Origin of the sequence: Kurthia populi, from assembly GCF_042686175.1 — a bacterium.
Classification (GTDB): Bacteria; Bacillota; Bacilli; order Bacillales_A; family Planococcaceae; genus Kurthia; species Kurthia populi.
This window is the reverse complement of sequence record NZ_JBHUOR010000040.1, coordinates 55,537-70,479: the sequence shown is the minus strand read 5'-3', so window position 1 is coordinate 70,479 and position 14,943 is coordinate 55,537. Positions and strand designations below refer to the sequence as shown.

The 14,943-nt window shown below is 36.3% G+C and carries 17 protein-coding genes; 3 read left to right on the top strand and 14 right to left on the bottom strand.

From position 1 onward, the window contains the following. Positions 1–121 precede the first annotated feature (121 nt). The 8 genes from ACFSY7_RS07760 to ACFSY7_RS07725 form a co-directional block, all read right to left on the bottom strand. Positions 122–748: a nitroreductase family protein gene (locus tag ACFSY7_RS07760; protein WP_380147449.1), complete on the bottom strand. Its 627-nt coding sequence runs from the start codon at positions 746–748 to the stop codon at positions 122–124. After that, positions 745–1,185 carry a MarR family winged helix-turn-helix transcriptional regulator gene (locus tag ACFSY7_RS07755; protein WP_380147448.1) on the bottom strand — a complete coding sequence of 147 codons (441 nt, stop codon included), beginning with the start codon at positions 1,183–1,185 and terminating at the stop codon, positions 745–747. Before ACFSY7_RS07755 ends, ACFSY7_RS07760 begins: the two co-directional genes overlap by 4 nt. 180 nt (positions 1,186–1,365) lie before the next feature. Beyond that, positions 1,366–1,803 carry a hypothetical protein gene (locus ACFSY7_RS07750; protein WP_126989303.1) on the bottom strand — a complete coding sequence of 146 codons (438 nt, stop codon included), beginning with the start codon at positions 1,801–1,803 and terminating at the stop codon, positions 1,366–1,368. Positions 1,804–1,896: 93 nt separating this feature from the next. Next, the gene (locus ACFSY7_RS07745) at positions 1,897–2,571 is read right to left on the bottom strand and encodes a YfjL-like protein (RefSeq protein ID WP_380147447.1); all 675 of its coding nucleotides are present in this window, start codon (positions 2,569–2,571) and stop codon (positions 1,897–1,899) included. Beyond that, positions 2,558–3,106 carry a zf-HC2 domain-containing protein gene (locus ACFSY7_RS07740; RefSeq protein WP_380147446.1) on the bottom strand — a complete coding sequence of 183 codons (549 nt, stop codon included), beginning with the start codon at positions 3,104–3,106 and terminating at the stop codon, positions 2,558–2,560. Before ACFSY7_RS07740 ends, ACFSY7_RS07745 begins: the two co-directional genes overlap by 14 nt. Then, positions 3,106–3,597, bottom strand: a complete 492-nt coding sequence (locus ACFSY7_RS07735) for an RNA polymerase sigma factor (RefSeq protein ID WP_139993762.1) — start codon at positions 3,595–3,597, stop codon at positions 3,106–3,108. Before ACFSY7_RS07735 ends, ACFSY7_RS07740 begins: the two co-directional genes overlap by 1 nt. A gap of 153 nt (positions 3,598–3,750) precedes the next feature. After that, entirely contained in the window at positions 3,751–4,155 is a 405-nt protein-coding gene (locus ACFSY7_RS07730; RefSeq protein ID WP_126989299.1) for an acyl-CoA thioesterase, read from the bottom strand. 449 nt (positions 4,156–4,604) lie between these two features. Then, positions 4,605–5,060 (bottom strand): tetratricopeptide repeat protein, encoded by a 456-nt coding sequence (locus ACFSY7_RS07725; RefSeq protein ID WP_380147445.1) that lies wholly within the window; start codon positions 5,058–5,060, stop codon positions 4,605–4,607. 659 nt (positions 5,061–5,719) lie between these two features. On the opposite strand from ACFSY7_RS07725, the gene ACFSY7_RS07720 reads away from it, so the two are divergent. Together ACFSY7_RS07720 and ACFSY7_RS07715 are read left to right on the top strand one after the other, a co-directional pair. Next, positions 5,720–7,060 (top strand): sensor domain-containing diguanylate cyclase, encoded by a 1,341-nt coding sequence (locus ACFSY7_RS07720; RefSeq protein WP_380147444.1) that lies wholly within the window; start codon positions 5,720–5,722, stop codon positions 7,058–7,060. A 15-nt stretch (positions 7,061–7,075) separates the two neighbouring features. Continuing rightward, positions 7,076–8,620, top strand: a complete 1,545-nt coding sequence (locus tag ACFSY7_RS07715; RefSeq protein ID WP_380147443.1) for a diguanylate cyclase domain-containing protein — start codon at positions 7,076–7,078, stop codon at positions 8,618–8,620. A gap of 164 nt (positions 8,621–8,784) precedes the next feature. Here ACFSY7_RS07715 and ACFSY7_RS07710 read toward each other — a convergent pair whose 3' ends face one another. Beyond that, positions 8,785–9,621: an aldo/keto reductase gene (locus tag ACFSY7_RS07710; RefSeq protein ID WP_380147442.1), complete on the bottom strand. Its 837-nt coding sequence runs from the start codon at positions 9,619–9,621 to the stop codon at positions 8,785–8,787. A 43-nt stretch (positions 9,622–9,664) separates the two neighbouring features. Further along, the gene (locus tag ACFSY7_RS07705) at positions 9,665–10,282 is read right to left on the bottom strand and encodes an HAD family hydrolase (protein WP_380147441.1); all 618 of its coding nucleotides are present in this window, start codon (positions 10,280–10,282) and stop codon (positions 9,665–9,667) included. A 99-nt stretch (positions 10,283–10,381) separates the two neighbouring features. Here ACFSY7_RS07705 and ACFSY7_RS07700 point away from each other — a divergent pair, with 99 nt between their 5' ends. Beyond that, positions 10,382–10,717, top strand: a complete 336-nt coding sequence (locus tag ACFSY7_RS07700) for a four-helix bundle copper-binding protein (protein ID WP_380147440.1) — start codon at positions 10,382–10,384, stop codon at positions 10,715–10,717. Between the two features lie 74 nt (positions 10,718–10,791). On the opposite strand, the gene ACFSY7_RS07695 is transcribed toward ACFSY7_RS07700, so the two are convergent. The 4 genes from ACFSY7_RS07695 to ACFSY7_RS07680 all read right to left on the bottom strand — a co-directional run bounded on the left by ACFSY7_RS07695 (position 10,792) and on the right by ACFSY7_RS07680 (position 14,902). Then, positions 10,792–11,673, bottom strand: coding sequence for a VOC family protein (locus ACFSY7_RS07695; RefSeq protein ID WP_380147439.1), 882 nt, complete (start codon positions 11,671–11,673; stop codon positions 10,792–10,794). 93 nt (positions 11,674–11,766) lie between these two features. Next, positions 11,767–12,558, bottom strand: coding sequence for a hypothetical protein (locus tag ACFSY7_RS07690; protein ID WP_380147438.1), 792 nt, complete (start codon positions 12,556–12,558; stop codon positions 11,767–11,769). 149 nt (positions 12,559–12,707) lie between these two features. Continuing rightward, a complete protein-coding gene (locus ACFSY7_RS07685; RefSeq protein WP_380147437.1) occupies positions 12,708–13,184 on the bottom strand; it encodes a hypothetical protein in 477 nt (158 codons plus the stop codon). 110 nt (positions 13,185–13,294) lie between these two features. Continuing rightward, the gene (locus ACFSY7_RS07680; protein WP_380147436.1) at positions 13,295–14,902 is read right to left on the bottom strand and encodes an HD-GYP domain-containing protein; all 1,608 of its coding nucleotides are present in this window, start codon (positions 14,900–14,902) and stop codon (positions 13,295–13,297) included. Between the last annotated feature and the right edge of the window lie 41 nt (positions 14,903–14,943).

The window sequence follows — 14,943 nt, the reverse complement described above, 5'->3', positions numbered from 1 at the left end:
ATCTGTATTTATTTTTAGCCTATTTGCATAAAAAATTTTTTCATACCTAAAAATAATGCCAAAAAAAATGATGTACGATAAAAAAAAGACCGCACAATGGCGGCCTTTTGCTTCCGATAATTTAGATAAAGCGCGTTAATTGTTCAGCAGGAATACGTGAAGAACCGTATGCTGGCGCTGCCGCTTCACCAATAGAAATTAATAATACAGGGAATTCATTCTCTGGAAGATTGAAGTGCTCTGCAAATTGTTGCTTGTTAAAGCCACCCATTGGTACGGTGTCATAACCCATTTCTTTTGCTAATAACATGATTTGCATAGAGATTAAACCAGCATCAAATTGAATCACATTTTTCAATGCTTCCTCTGGTAAACCAGCATATAAGTTTACAGAGTTTTTAATCATATTGTCCGCAATTTCACGTGTCATAAAACCTTGTTCCACGTTTGCATCATAAATTGCTTGTGCATTTTCATACATTTTTAAATCACCTAATACAGCAATTGTTGCAGATGATTGTACGATTTGTTCTTGATTGAATGCGATTGGTAATAATTCTTTTTTCGCTTCTTCATCTTGGATAATTAGGAAACGCCAAGGTTGCATATTGCTTGATGATGGAGCAGTTGTTGCAAGTCGTACTAATTCCATTAAGTTTTCTTGAGGAATTGTGACACCCTCTTTATATTTACGTACCGATTTACGGTCATTCATAATTCGTTGAAGTTCAGTTTGTGTAGAGATCATTGTGTTAATCCTTCTTTCATATTTATTACATTTTGATTAAGTCGCTTCACAAAATGTTGCAGTTGTGAAAATTCCGCTTCTGAAAACCCTGCATACAATTCATCAAAAAACTGCGTACGGTTGCAAGAACAGCCACTCAGGCGCTGTTGTCCTTGTGAACTTAACTCTACGAACATTTCTCGGTTATTGTCAGCATTTCGTTCACGTTTCACAAGGTTTTCTTTCTCCAACACTTTTAAGTGCCTTGTAACAGCAGCTTGGTCGATTTTCAGTACATCACGTAAGTCGCTTTGTACCATGCGCCCATTATGATAGAGTTGTTGTAGCATTTCATAGCGCGTCAAGCTCATATGCGTTGATTTCTCAAAGCATTGCGTCACTTGACGTTCAATGCCCTTTATTTCCATTAATACTTGCTTCATCTCTTCCTGACTCATGGCAAAAACTCCTTTATTGATGCATCAATTGTTGACTAGTCAATTATATAAAAAATGATGTTTTTTTCAATATTTTTCACCTATATTATCAAAAACACATCAATTGTTTTAAAAATAATCCAAAATAATCCATCAAAAAAATCGCACCTTTTACTAGTGCGATTTCTGAATCATTTCCGTTTATCGATATTTTTCCATAGCATCTAATAAAGCAATCTCAACAAATTCAGCAAGTTTTATACCCTTTTCTTCCGCAAACTCTTTTGCCTGCTGTGCCATGCCCTGGTCAATATAAAATGTCTTACTCTTCCGTTCCTCTGATGATAGAGCTGCCGCTGCATCTGTAATATCCTTCGTAAGTGTTTGTTTTAATTTCCCCTGCGACTCCACCGTCGCAAGTTCTTTTAATTTTTTCACTTCGTCATCTGTGAATGGATGGAGTGGCATCACTTGTACCCATTTTCCCTCCTCTTCATCATACACAAAACCATATGTGGAAAGACTTGCAACAATTTCTTTTGCCTTCATATTAATTTTTTCATCTTTTAATACTTTTTTAATTTCCTTGGCTGACTTTCCAGCTAACGCTTCTTTGACAATTAATTGATCCTGATGCATCGGCATCCCCTCCTTATCATTATAGTTCCACTAAAATACAATTTTCACACATAAAAAACCTAGAAGAAGCAAATCTGCTCTTCTAGGCCTTCATTAATATGCAATGTCTTCGATTTTCTTTGGTGTCACATAATAATCGTAATTATCTGTTGAAACATTTATTTTATCGTATGTCACACCCATATTATTTAACACCACTTGGATTTTTTTTGCTTCAGCTAAAAACTGTTCTTTTGATAAATGGTTATCTAATATGATGTTCCCACCTACCGGGCCAAATGCTTTCACATTTGGAGACCATGTTTTATCTGTATTTTTTTTATCAACATTAATAATTAAAAGTTCGTCTGCGGCATAATCCTTCGTTACAAGTGGCACATTTTCTGCCTCCAACTGCTTTCTTAATTCTTTTGTTGCTTGCTCTGTAAATAGCTCACTTTTTTTTGTATCCTCTAATTTAGAAAAACGCGTATCATAATTAATTTCATATGGACGATCACCTACTGTATCAACAATAAATGTTTCTGTATTACCGTAACCATCTTTAAATTCTATTTCAAAAGAATAGGTGTCCATATACCAGTTGTGGCCCGCCTTCACAATTTCCATATCTTTCGCGTTTGAGTATGTCATTTCTAAATAATCTTTCACGACATCTTTTGCTTTTTGTTTCGCAATGGGATTGCCATTCACTGAAAAGTAAGCGATTAGTAATGCGGCAACAATGACGATAAAGCCAATTGCACCAATCATTTTATTTTTTTTCATATTTCTCTCTCCCTGTCATCATGTTCCAACATTTTGTTAGTAAAAAGCCAATCATAAAGAATAATAACAAAATTGGAACGTATATAAATAATCCGATAAATTCTTGCAACGTATCATACATTGTCGGCATCTCTAATGCCGGAATAAGTGCCACAAAGATTGTCGTTGTAATCGTTGCTATCACAAGTGGTATGCGCATCTTGCCATAAAATCCGTATAGTAGCGCACCTAGCAGCGGATAAATTAAGATAAAATAAAGACCCTCTTCAGCTCCATATGCGCTATACGCCGCACCCGCTGCCATTAAGACAATGAGCAGCATTTGCATGAAGCTTGATTTTTTAATTGTTTTTTGAAGTTTCCTTACATCATGCTTCACTTCAAAGGCTGGAAGTGGTTTCCCCATATCAGCTACGAGTTTTCGACATTTCTCACAATGCTTTAAATGCTCGTCGACAAATGCTTTTGAATCGGGCTGTAATAAATCTTCCTCATATGAGGGTAATAAGTCTTCGACAATTTGACATTCTTTCATTACATGTCCTCCATTTCTTGTTGTAACTTGCGCTTCAGTCGATGAAACGTCACACGCGCATAGTTTTCGCTCTTGCCAAGCATTTCGCCTACTTCTGCAAAACTTAGCTCACCATATGTCCGTAGTAAAACGAGTTCTTGCTCATCTTTTTTTAATTTCGACAATACATATAAAAAATGCTTCATATCTTCTTGCACTTCAATTAAATGTTCGGTTGATGGCACCTCTTGTTCTGGGAGCGCTGATAACATACCTAGCAAATCGATTTCATAATGGTTTTTTCGATAATATTTTTTTAATAAGTTATTCGCTATCGAAAAAATCCATGTTTTTAATGTGCTTGCCCCAGAAAATGTATCGACACTTTTACATGCTTCATAAAATGTGTCTTGGCATAAATCCTGTGCCAGCATTCGATTAGCCGTTTTAGCGTAGAAAAAAGCCTCGACTTGCGGTTGCAAATCCACATAATATTCTTCAATTTTATTCATCAGCGACCTCCCTTCTTGGTTCGTTCATAGTATTAATACCTTGAGTTTTCATTTCGTTACAAAAAAGTACAAATTTTTTTTAAAAAGTTTTTTTCTATGTATTTGCACAAAATAAAAAAGAAGAAATCATCTTTCTTCTTTCATACGAACTTATTAATTACTCGATTTTTGTGCATCACGAATTTCCTGACAAACCGGAATCGCTTTTCGAGCAGATAAATCAAACATCACACTTATAATAGAAGCTTCTGCGATTGTTTCTTTCTGTTCATTAATGATTTCCTGCTGTAATGTGAAACTTTTTGTTCCTACATGGGCTAATGTTGTATGAATAATTAGCTTATCACCAAGCCGCGCCTCTTTTTTAAAATCTGTTTCTAAATGCACAACCACTGTCCCAATACGGTCTTCTTCAATTAATTTTTTTACCGGCATGCCAATGCCCTTATACCATGTGTGACGCGCCTGCTCTAAATAATAAATATATTGCACATGATTCATATGCCCATTCAAATCCGTATCTGGCTCCATTACTTCTAACTCCATATCAACTAACATCCAAAGACCTCCTTTTTATTGTCTATTCCCTTTTTTCATTACGTCAACGCTTGAAAGTAGTTTGAAAAAATAAGAAAAGGTACTAGGTTTTTTCAGAGAGATGAGTTATTTAAACATACTGCTAAGCTTTTACAAAAAATGACTTGCTTGCACGCTTAACAGAGATGAATTTGTATGCTATTTCCCACACACGTCAAAAGTGGCTTTTCATAGTCGCTTACCAGCATGGCGCATTAGTTTTGCATTGAATCCATACGCACATCATCATACACATATCAAGTTCGGCTCAAGCTTTGGCTTACGCTGTTGCAACGACTGCTTGTGATCCATATGAAACGCTTTACCAGCCTACCGATGTACGCATGTATCATGACCAGCAACTGATAAAAGGGCAACATAAAATGTTCATTTAAAAAGCAGAAAGGCGAAGAGTCACCATTCTGCTTTTTTTAATCGTTTAAATGTGTCGCATAATAGTTAATTGCACGACTAAATGCCTGTACATCATTGTCTAAAGAAGCCTTCACGTAACATTGTAGCAATAAGGTCGTTGCCTTCTCATGCTCTTGTAAATTATAATAGGTCATCGCCAAAAATGGTGGTAAAGCGAAGTTATCTGGAAATTGTTCATAGCCCTGCTCTAAGATTTTTCGTGCATCCTCATAGCGATGGAGCACGCGATATGTACTCCCTAATCCAATATAAGCATCCACTTCATCATAGCCAAGCGCAATCGCTTTTTCATAATACGGTACCGCTTCTTTTTCTCGTCCTAACACATCATTTGTTGCTGCATAGTACTGTACATCTGCGTCTTGAGGATTTTCGACTGTTATTTTTTCAAATTGTTTCAGTGCTTCTTCATGTTTCCCTGCACTACGTAAGCGCATTGCTAATTCCCACATCCTTATCACTCCTTTTGCCTTTGTTTTATTCCCTTTTCCCCAATACTTGAATATTATTTACGGCAACCAAAGCAAAACAATACTTTATGCTCAATGTTTATCTTTTAAACGAAAAATAATATTAAAAAAAGAGTATTTATGACTATTATTAATATCTGAATTAACTGAAAATTAAAGTTATTATATTCTATAATGCTAGTATAGACTCCTTAATTAATTATTCATTATTAAGGGTATTTTATCTAGTTTTTCTGTTTTACCATGTAGTAAAGTTAAGCATTGACTTCTTTCTATATAGATTAGCTGAAAAGTTTTATATTTAAAATGGCACACTAGCCTTTTTTCTTTTTTATTTAAAAGAGCATTCTAAAAAATCACTCAAACTTATACATATATTATGCATAATTGTCCTTTCTTTCTAATTAAACAGAGCGATACAATAGAATTATGCTTATAAGCCTTATTGGAGGTTTTGACGATGCCAATCCCTACATTATATATATATAACTATCTTTTTGCTTCCTGCAATTCTTTTAATTAGCTGTATTACCATTCTTCTCACGCGCTCTTATTCTATAAAAGAAGCAAAGCTTATCGGCTATGCTTTTAGCAGCTACGCAGTTGCATTAATAAGCGAATTTGTACGCCACATGGTTCCAATGAATCAAAGTTGGTGGCTAACTGAATTTATTGTAGCACCTTTTATTTTACTAGGCGCCGCATTTACATTGCATACTATGTATATTGTAATTGCAAAATATACACCGATTCCGTTTCGGTTCGCGCCAATTATTTTTTATGTACCTGTTGTATTCATGCTTGCGATGATTCCAATTATCGGTCTTAATTCAGATAACTTTTATTCGCACACCGTTTGGTATTACCGAGATGTACCATTCTATACCACATTATTTTTTATCGCATTTGGTTCTATTTCACTCTCAACGTTACCGATTTTATACGTCGGCTATCGTCGCTGCCGCAATCGTAATATTTTCCGATTAATTCGATTTTTATTTATCGGTCAACTCATTGTTTTTGCGACGTATATTACCTGTATTGTGACTTTCACGCTTATACCTTATCCACCAATGTGGCCGCTGTATTTAGGTATTTTCACGCCGCTGATGCTATTTTGGGGTATATTGCGTTTTAACCTTACCCCAAGTTTAGCGAATCGCTATCAAACGATGATGAAATTAACACCTTACGCAATTGTGCTACTAGATGAAAAACAACGCGTATTTGACTTTAATGATGCTGCAATGATTTGGGCAGATTTTAAAGTAGGTATGCCTGCAAAAGATTCTTTTATTCTAAAAGAAAATATTTTGCGGTTCCAATCATTTATGGACCGACTTGTAAAAGAAAATTCATTACGTGGGCAATTATTAACGATTCAGCACGCGGAAACTGGTAGAACAACCTATCTTTCTTGTAATGCCTCTGTTATTTATTTAAATGATGGTCCTTTTTATTACTTAGTCTGGTATGACCAAACAAGTGAAATCGAACGCCAACGGCAAATTAGGGAAATGGCCTATGTAGACTCCATTACGACATTGTCTAACCGCACGTATTTTAATTCTTATATTCTCACTAAAAACACACCTGGCACTTTAATTCTGTGTGATTTAAATCGTTTCAAACAAGTAAATGATACGTATGGTCATCAAATTGGAGATGAATTATTACAGCTTTTTGCATCATTTTTTAAAGAATATATCACCCCACCTCATTTAAGTGCTCGGCTAGGTGGAGATGAATTTGCGATTTATTTGCATAATTGTACATCCATCGACACAATTGAATCCTTAATTTATACATTACGAGTGCAATGTCAAACAAAGCCACTTACCTTAAAAGATGGTAATGAAATTTTTATTAGCGCTAGCTTCGGATATGCTATTTCTAAGGAACCGATTAAAAATTTGGAGACTGTGCTTCATACAGCAGATTTAAATATGTACAAGGAAAAAAAGCATTTAAAAAACGCTTAAAAAGGGGTGAATCTTTTGACGTATGATGCGACCACGCTTTTAATTTACTGCTGTGCCTTTTTATTACCAGTAGCCATTTTAATTTGTTTAAGTTTATTCGTATTAACGCGCGGGTTGCATAGTCTAGAAAATCGACTAATTGCCTTTATCTGCTGTTGCTATATGGTGTCGTTTATTAGTATATTTTTTGCGCATTTACAGCCAACCATCCATCCGTATTTAACAAATTATGTGCATGCCCCGATTGGCATTTTATCACTTAGCGCCCTAATGCACCTTGCCTATTGGCTCATTCGTAACTTAAATCAAGTACGGATTCCGTTTGCACCTTTTATTTTTTACGCTCCTGCAGCAGCAGTTTTTATCGGTGCGTTTTTTGCACCCCTGCCAACGACAGGCTTTGAAAACGGGAATATTTGGCTCCAAAATACGATGACACCGTTTATATCACTTGTTTATAGTTTATCGGCAATCCTCTTATTGGGCCTGCTTGGTTTTGCCAGCTATATCGCTTTAAAAATCCGTCGCGGCATTCAAAAGAAAATGTTTTATTATTTTTCAAGTGTACTCATTATTATTATCGGTGCATTTTACACAGTGGAATGGCTTCTTCCACCTCAAACAACATTTCCATTTATGTCGATGTACATTCAAGTAGCCTGCATATTAGCGGTTGGCGCTGGCATGGTTCACCTAGAGCTATCGCCGAGCATCGCCAATCGTTATCGTGAACTTATCACGGTGGCACCGATTGGTATCGTTATTTTAGACCATGAATTCCGTATTTCTGAAATTAACGACAATGCGCGAGAACCCATTGAACAGTATGGCGTCGAAAATATTGTTCATCAGCTTTTTTTTAATGATTTATCGCTCAACCATAGTGGGCCAATTTATGATTTATTAACAAAAAGAGGGATTTTAACGAATCATATTGTTCGTATGGAAGACCCTTTTTCAGATGATGCGTATTTTTTATCTGTCAATGCCTCCATTTTAGAAGAGGAGCATCATTATTTTTATTACTTATCTTATTTTGATATGACAGAAGAAATGAAGCAACAGCAGCGCTTACATCAACTCGCTTATGAAGATCAATTAACTCACTTGCCAAATCGCGCATACTTCATCCCAAAAGTGACGAACTTAATCAACACCCTAAAAATGGGCACATTGATTTTAATGGATTTAAATTCATTCAAACAAATTAATGATACGTACGGCCATAAAATTGGTGATTATGTGCTACAGTATACTGCACAACTACTACGCGATGCTGCACAGCCAACACATGAGTTAGCACGATTAGGCGGCGATGAGTTTGTGCTTTATTTACCTGATAGTAACGAGGCATTTGCGATGCGTTTTGTAGATGATTTACGGACTCGCTTTGTGTCAAATCCATTCCAGTATGAAGACCTATCCTTTATTATTTCACCAAGTATTGGCTACGCTATTGTACACGCTGACGTATCAGCTCATTTTGAATATTATTATCAGCTTGCAGATGACGCGATGTATGTCGATAAGCAGCGTATTAAAAAAGCACGAGATTTATAGACTAAAAAGAGACTGAGACGAAATACGTCATTTCCCTTTTTTTAGCGTTCGCAACGAAAAACCGGAACCGCGCCACCGTGCGATTCCGGTTTTTCTTATATTTCTAGGAGCGGTTATTTTTACACATATGTTCTAGCCTATTTTTCAGCTAAACAATTATTAGGTTAAAATTCCTCAAACTCCCTCGGATCTTGATTATCAATGCGTCCATTTTCTTGTGTTAGCGCATTAATCTTTTGCATATCTTCATCAGACAATTCAAAATCAAAAATCGCTAAATTTTCAAGCTGATGTTCCTCAGAACCTGCTTTTGGAATCGCGATAACACCTAACTGATAATGCCAACGTAAAATGATTTGACCAACTGTCTTTCCTTTTTCCGCCGCAATAGCCTTTAATGTCTCATCATAGATAACTGTACGTCCGCGGCTAAGTGGACTCCATGCTTCGGTAATAATGCCTTTAGATGCATCAAATGCACGTTGCTCTTCTTGTGAAAAGTAAGGATGCAACTCAATCTGATTAACGACCGGAAGGACACCCGTTTCATCTTCTAAACGATTTAAATGCTCTGGCATGAAGTTACACACGCCAATCGAACGGACAAGTCCGCGTTTTTGCGCCTCAATTAAAACCTGCCATGCCTGTACGTATAAATCTTGCTTTGGATTTGGCCAATGTAATAAATATAAGTCCAAATAATCTAATCCCATACGATAAAGTGATTCTTCAATCATTTCGAGTGCAACGTCAGGATCTTTATAAAACTGTGCACGTAATTTAGACGTCACAAATAATTCCTCACGTGGAACTCCGGAACGGCGAATACCTTCACCGACTGCTCCCTCATTGTCATAACGAATCGCCGTATCAATTAAACGATAACCATGTCTGATTGCCTGCGCTACATTATTTGCACAGTCCTCACCTTTCATAAATACCGTCCCAAAACCAATGGATGGAATATCATAGCCATCTGCTAATTTTTTTGTCGAATTCATTCAATCACCTTCCTCGTTGTACTGTTACCTCAAGAAGAAGTGCTTAAACAATAATATTTGTAATCTCTTCAGCTGTTTCAAGACGATACGCCGCATCGTCCATTCCTTTTGTTGAATGCGCACCCCATAATGCTAGCGCGAAAGGAACACTTGCCCCTTTCGCACATTGATAATCAAAAATCGTATCTCCAACATAAATCGCTTCTGCTGGCGCTACTGCTAACTCCGTTAAACAAAGTTGTAATGGCGCTGGATCCGGCTTCGTCTTTGGTGCATCCTCTGCTGTGATAATAGATGCAAAATAGTCATTCAATCCAAACGGCTGAAATTCATTCACAAATTGTACGCGTGTTTTAGACGTTACAATTCCTAGTTTTACACCCTGTGCCGTTAATGTCTTTAAAGCTTCTTCGACACCATAAAATAATTGTACCTCGTCCATATAAACTTCGACTGCTTTATCCCATTCTTTATGTACTTCATTAATATTCTCTACACCTAAACGCTTCAATGCATCTTTACCTGGAATACCAAAAACAACTCGCAGCTCATCCATCGTATACATCAAATCATGTTGCTCTAATACTTGTTGAAGCGCCTTCAGCTGTGCACGCTCTGTGTCTAGCATTGTGCCATCTACATCAAAAATAATTGCTTTCATTATAAACCATCTCCTTTTCTTTAGTTTTACCTGTTTTTGTTTAAATTGCAAGAGGACGGGAAGAGATTGACAATAGAAAAAGATTGGAGTGTTTAAGATATGGATATGGAAACATGTAGTGCAGAATGTGTCGCAACAGCAAAAATTGCAAATCGTTGCTTTGATTTATGCCTAGCAGAACAGGATGTCACAATGGTTGCCCAGTGCATTCGATTAACACGAGAATGTACGGATTTTTGTCATGCTACTGCAAGTGCGCTAGAACGAAATAGTCCCTTCGCAAAGCAACTTTGTGCTCTTTGCGCTGAAATTTGTCATGCCTGCGCAAACGAATGCGCCAAACACGCCGAGCATCATGAGCATTGTCGTAAATGTGAAGAAGCTTGTACACGCTGTGCTGAGGTGTGTGAGCTAATGGTCAAAGCACTAAGCTAACGTAAAAAAAGAACCACATTGCTGTGATTCTTTTCCACTATATTTTAGCCGCACATACCTATTTGTGCGTTTTTTTAATTCTCATCAATTGTAAAAATAATACGAATGCCATTTGGATCTACTGTTGAAAAGCGTTGTTCACCACCAAATGCGGGTGCCTCTTCAAATGCTTCAACAGGAAACCCAGCCGTTTTTAATTGCCCTGCTACCGTATCCGCATAGGCTACATCTTTCAATACGACTGTGTACGATTTTAAACCAACTGCATTATGAGGACGCTCACTTGCCCCTGCACTATTCCATGTATTCAAACCAATATGGTGATGGTAATGGCCTGTTGAAATAAACAACGCCTGGCGACCATATCTTGTCACCACTTCATAATCTAATACATTTGTATAAAAATTTTCTGTTTGCGTTAAATCTGCCACAGATAAATGAATATGCCCCATTACAGTTTCTGCTGGTAAGCCATTATATTGTCCATCTGCCTCCGCAAGAACTGACGTAAAATCAACTTCACGCGTTGTCATATACACTTGGTTATTATCATCCCATTGCCATTCGGTATCTGGACGGTCCACATAAATTTCAATACCATTACCATCTGGGTCATATAAATAAAGTGCTTCACTCACATCGTGATCACCTGCACCGATACGTACATCATATTCAATAAAATGCTGCACAAAATTTCCTAAATCTTTGCGTGTTGGTAAAAGTAATGCAAAATGATATAACCCAGTATAACCTTTTGCTGATACCGCCTCTGGTACTTCATTAATCGATACAAGACTTGTTTTGCCATCTGCTGATAAGTAAGCAGTTGTTGCTGTTTGCTTTAAAACAGTGAAGCCAATAATTGTTGTATAGTATTCAATTGAACGGGCTAAATTTGATACACTTAATTGCACATGTGACACATATGCATTTGGTTTTTTATGATAAGTTGTCATGATTATATTTCCCTTAATTTTTTATTATTTAATTACTATTAGTAACTTACTATAAAATAGAAACCTTTAGAAGTCAACAAAAAAGACCGAAAATTAGTTCTTCTCGGTCTGCAACCTATCATATCTATCTAACTTTTTCATAAATGCATAATCACGAATTCTCTCACCCGCTAAGCTATACAATAGACTCGCCAATTGATTTTCATGCAATTCGTAATAATGCTTTGGATTTGTTGCAAGTTGTGGTGCATGACCAACGACAATAATATGCTGCGCCTCGTAATGCTCTTTAAGGCGCTCGATTTGTGCCGCCGATTTAATAAAAGGTGGCCGATAAACCGTCAGTTTTTGTGTACGCAAAATCCCTTCAAGTAGTGCTAATAATTGTGGGTTTTTCATTTTCTTATTAATAATGAGTAGGGCCACATTTTTTTGCTCGCCATGTAAGCGTAATTCCTTTAATAACGATATTAATAAATCATCAATAAAGCGCTCCACAGCCGGTGCATATGCCCCCGCCTCAATAAGCTGCTTCAACGGCATAACAATCATCGTCAACCAATCTGCTGGTGTCGATTTCGCTAATAGTTCTTGGACATATGTCGTTGCTTGCTCATATTGTTCCTCTACAACATAATGCAATAAACATAGTAGTCGTTCATAATCTGGTGACTCCATTTTACATAATGTAATAGTCGTACGTACCGGCAATGCTTGTGTCGCCACTGTTGTTGTTTGCGTCGACTGCATAAAACCTTCTTTTTTTCGTTCCCCCGCTTCTAAGAGCTCCCGAAAATGATACAATAACTCATCACTCCAACGATTTTGTTTATGCATTAAATGGTAAATTTCTTGCAAAGAAATCATTGGATTTTCACGCGTCATCGTAACATACGTATGGACGACCTGTAAAATCTGAACATCTAATGTGGGCTGCTCTATACAGTGATAGTTTAGAATATGTGAAAGATGTGCAAGTCCAATTCGTTCAAAATAACCCTTTAAATACGTATCATCAAGTGCTTCGCAAGGTATTAAGAGATAGGCAATTGCCGTATCCCTAAGCGTTCCATTCCCATACGTTTTGCTAACAGTGTGCCCAGTGAAAACTGTTCTACAGCCTGAGAAAACATACTGTGATGCATTAAATGCTGCATCGCCTCACGCAATCTAGTATCTTGTAAATACGCAGCTAATAATGTTTGAATCACACAACTATATTCTTTATTCAAAAATAAATGTGCATAGCGATTTCTTTCATTATTTGCACGTATCATTGTAAAAAATTCTGTCAAAAACGTACGTGTTTCGACATCATATTGATGTGGTAAAGACTGTTCTACATAGACATAGCGAATATGATGCAGTTTCAACAAATAAATAAGACGGCCTGTTAATTTTCTGCCTGCACGCAATAATAACTTTTTTTCATCTTTTACATTTTCGCAAATAATATCTCCAGAGCTTAAAACATTCACATGGCGATAAGCCTTCGTTAACTGTAGTTGCATACGTTCTTTCTCCCTTCTTTATAGACGTTGTTACACTCTACAATAAGAGAAAAAGGTTAAAAAATAGTTAAATTATCAGATTATTTAATAAAATAGAACTAAAAACCCATTTAAATAGGTCTTTTATACTTTTTCAAATAAGTTTCTAGTTCCTTTCCTGTCATATATTTACCAGAAAAATACTCCAATAGTGAATTTAACTGAGGTTCTGTTAGATGAAAATTTTGTTGCTTAGTAGAAAATTGATACGGATGATCCCCAATTGTAATAATATGCTCAAGATACATCTGCTCCAACACTTGTTCGCAAGATTCTTTTGATTTCGCATACACAGACCAACCTTGTGTATATAATAAGCTTTTGAAAATTTTAATAAGTGTTGGATTTTCAAGTGTATTCGTTGTCATTAATAATGTCGGCTCTTTAACATTTTCATTTCTAAATTGCTGTAATGTATCATCTAATAGCAGCTGTAATTTTGACAAAGCATGTTGTAAATGCTCTGTTTGTAAATAATTTGTGCGTTTTAGCATCTGTAGTAAATGATAAATTGGAATAAAAATTTGCGTGCTCCAATCTTTACATTCATAGCATAATTTTAGTTGTTCATAATAGCGTTGTACGTGCTGTGTATCACCTTTAATTAAATAATTCGATAAATGCGTAAATAATTCTTTTGCCGTATCTACTTCATATGACACTAAACGTTTAATCGTAATACTTAAATCCATTGGCAAAATCATTGATTTATGCGCTGTTCGTACGCGTGGTAAAAGCTGCATCAATTCATTATTGGCTTCTACAACAGCCTTTTCACCTGTTGTTAATTCAACAATGGAACCCTTCGGATAAATACCAATAAACTCGATAAAACGATTTAATAATTGCTTGTTAAATTGTGTACCAAGGCGATACATATGCTCAAAAGCCTCTGATGCAGACATTGCTGGTTGATGCGCACGTTTCATTGTAAGTGCAGAATACGTATCAACAATTTGTAGTAGTTGCACTTCTACTGATAAATCTTCCTCTGTTAGTGCATACGGATAGCCACTTCCATCTATTCTTTCATGATGTTGCTTTGAAAAATGTGAAACATGCTCAAGCCCTAGTGACTCAAGCATTATCTCGCCTCGTTCCACATGTTGCTGCACGACACGTTTCTCTGCATTCGTAAATGGGTCCTTTTTTTGCAGTAATAGTAACGATGTATAGACTGTTCCTATATCATATAGTAAATAACCGATTGCAAATTGAGAAATATTTGGCATGTTCTCATGCTTTGCAAATAATGTTGCCAGTGTAAAAACATCTGTCGCATGTCTATACAAATACCCATCAAAATCTTTCAGCATTAAGAAGTGCTCTCGCCACTGCGCATTTTTCATATATGATAAAAATAACTCTTTAATAAATTGAATATCTGTTGAATCCTTTAATGTACGACCATAACGCATCTCTAAGCTGTTGTAGCCAACTGCCTGGAAAAATAAATCCGTCACAGATTTTAATGACTCGTCTATGTCATTAAATTTTCTACGTTTCACGCAAATAGTCCTGATATTTCTTTTTTTCAAAAACTCAATTTCATGTTCTGTTAAAATATGCCCACTACGCATCCAAACTTGATTTTCAACTCGTAAATCACTATATAATTCGTCTCCTGAACACACAGTATGAACGGTGCAGTATTCGTAGCTTTTTTGTGCCACTGCCATTAAAACCCCTCCTATTAGATATAGTTTGTATATAGACTATA

Excerpts from the sequence above, each read along its gene's own strand:
- ACFSY7_RS07760 (WP_380147449.1), bottom strand. The coding sequence starts at position 748 with ATGATCTCTACACAAACTGAACTTCAACGAATTATGAATGACCGTAAA.
- ACFSY7_RS07755 (WP_380147448.1), bottom strand. The coding sequence starts at position 1,185 with ATGAGTCAGGAAGAGATGAAGCAAGTATTAATGGAAATAAAGGGCATT.
- ACFSY7_RS07750 (WP_126989303.1), bottom strand. The coding sequence starts at position 1,803 with ATGCATCAGGATCAATTAATTGTCAAAGAAGCGTTAGCTGGAAAGTCA.
- ACFSY7_RS07745 (WP_380147447.1), bottom strand. The coding sequence starts at position 2,571 with ATGAAAAAAAATAAAATGATTGGTGCAATTGGCTTTATCGTCATTGTT.
- ACFSY7_RS07740 (WP_380147446.1), bottom strand. The coding sequence starts at position 3,106 with ATGAAAGAATGTCAAATTGTCGAAGACTTATTACCCTCATATGAGGAA.
- ACFSY7_RS07735 (WP_139993762.1), bottom strand. The coding sequence starts at position 3,597 with ATGAATAAAATTGAAGAATATTATGTGGATTTGCAACCGCAAGTCGAG.
- ACFSY7_RS07730 (WP_126989299.1), bottom strand. The coding sequence starts at position 4,155 with ATGTTAGTTGATATGGAGTTAGAAGTAATGGAGCCAGATACGGATTTG.
- ACFSY7_RS07725 (WP_380147445.1), bottom strand. The coding sequence starts at position 5,060 with ATGTGGGAATTAGCAATGCGCTTACGTAGTGCAGGGAAACATGAAGAA.
- ACFSY7_RS07720 (WP_380147444.1), top strand. The coding sequence starts at position 5,720 with ATGAATCAAAGTTGGTGGCTAACTGAATTTATTGTAGCACCTTTTATT.
- ACFSY7_RS07710 (WP_380147442.1), bottom strand. The coding sequence starts at position 9,621 with ATGAATTCGACAAAAAAATTAGCAGATGGCTATGATATTCCATCCATT.
- ACFSY7_RS07705 (WP_380147441.1), bottom strand. The coding sequence starts at position 10,282 with ATGAAAGCAATTATTTTTGATGTAGATGGCACAATGCTAGACACAGAG.
- ACFSY7_RS07700 (WP_380147440.1), top strand. The coding sequence starts at position 10,382 with ATGGATATGGAAACATGTAGTGCAGAATGTGTCGCAACAGCAAAAATT.
- ACFSY7_RS07695 (WP_380147439.1), bottom strand. The coding sequence starts at position 11,673 with ATGACAACTTATCATAAAAAACCAAATGCATATGTGTCACATGTGCAA.
- ACFSY7_RS07690 (WP_380147438.1), bottom strand. The coding sequence starts at position 12,558 with ATGACGCGTGAAAATCCAATGATTTCTTTGCAAGAAATTTACCATTTA.
- ACFSY7_RS07685 (WP_380147437.1), bottom strand. The coding sequence starts at position 13,184 with ATGCAACTACAGTTAACGAAGGCTTATCGCCATGTGAATGTTTTAAGC.
- ACFSY7_RS07680 (WP_380147436.1), bottom strand. The coding sequence starts at position 14,902 with ATGGCAGTGGCACAAAAAAGCTACGAATACTGCACCGTTCATACTGTG.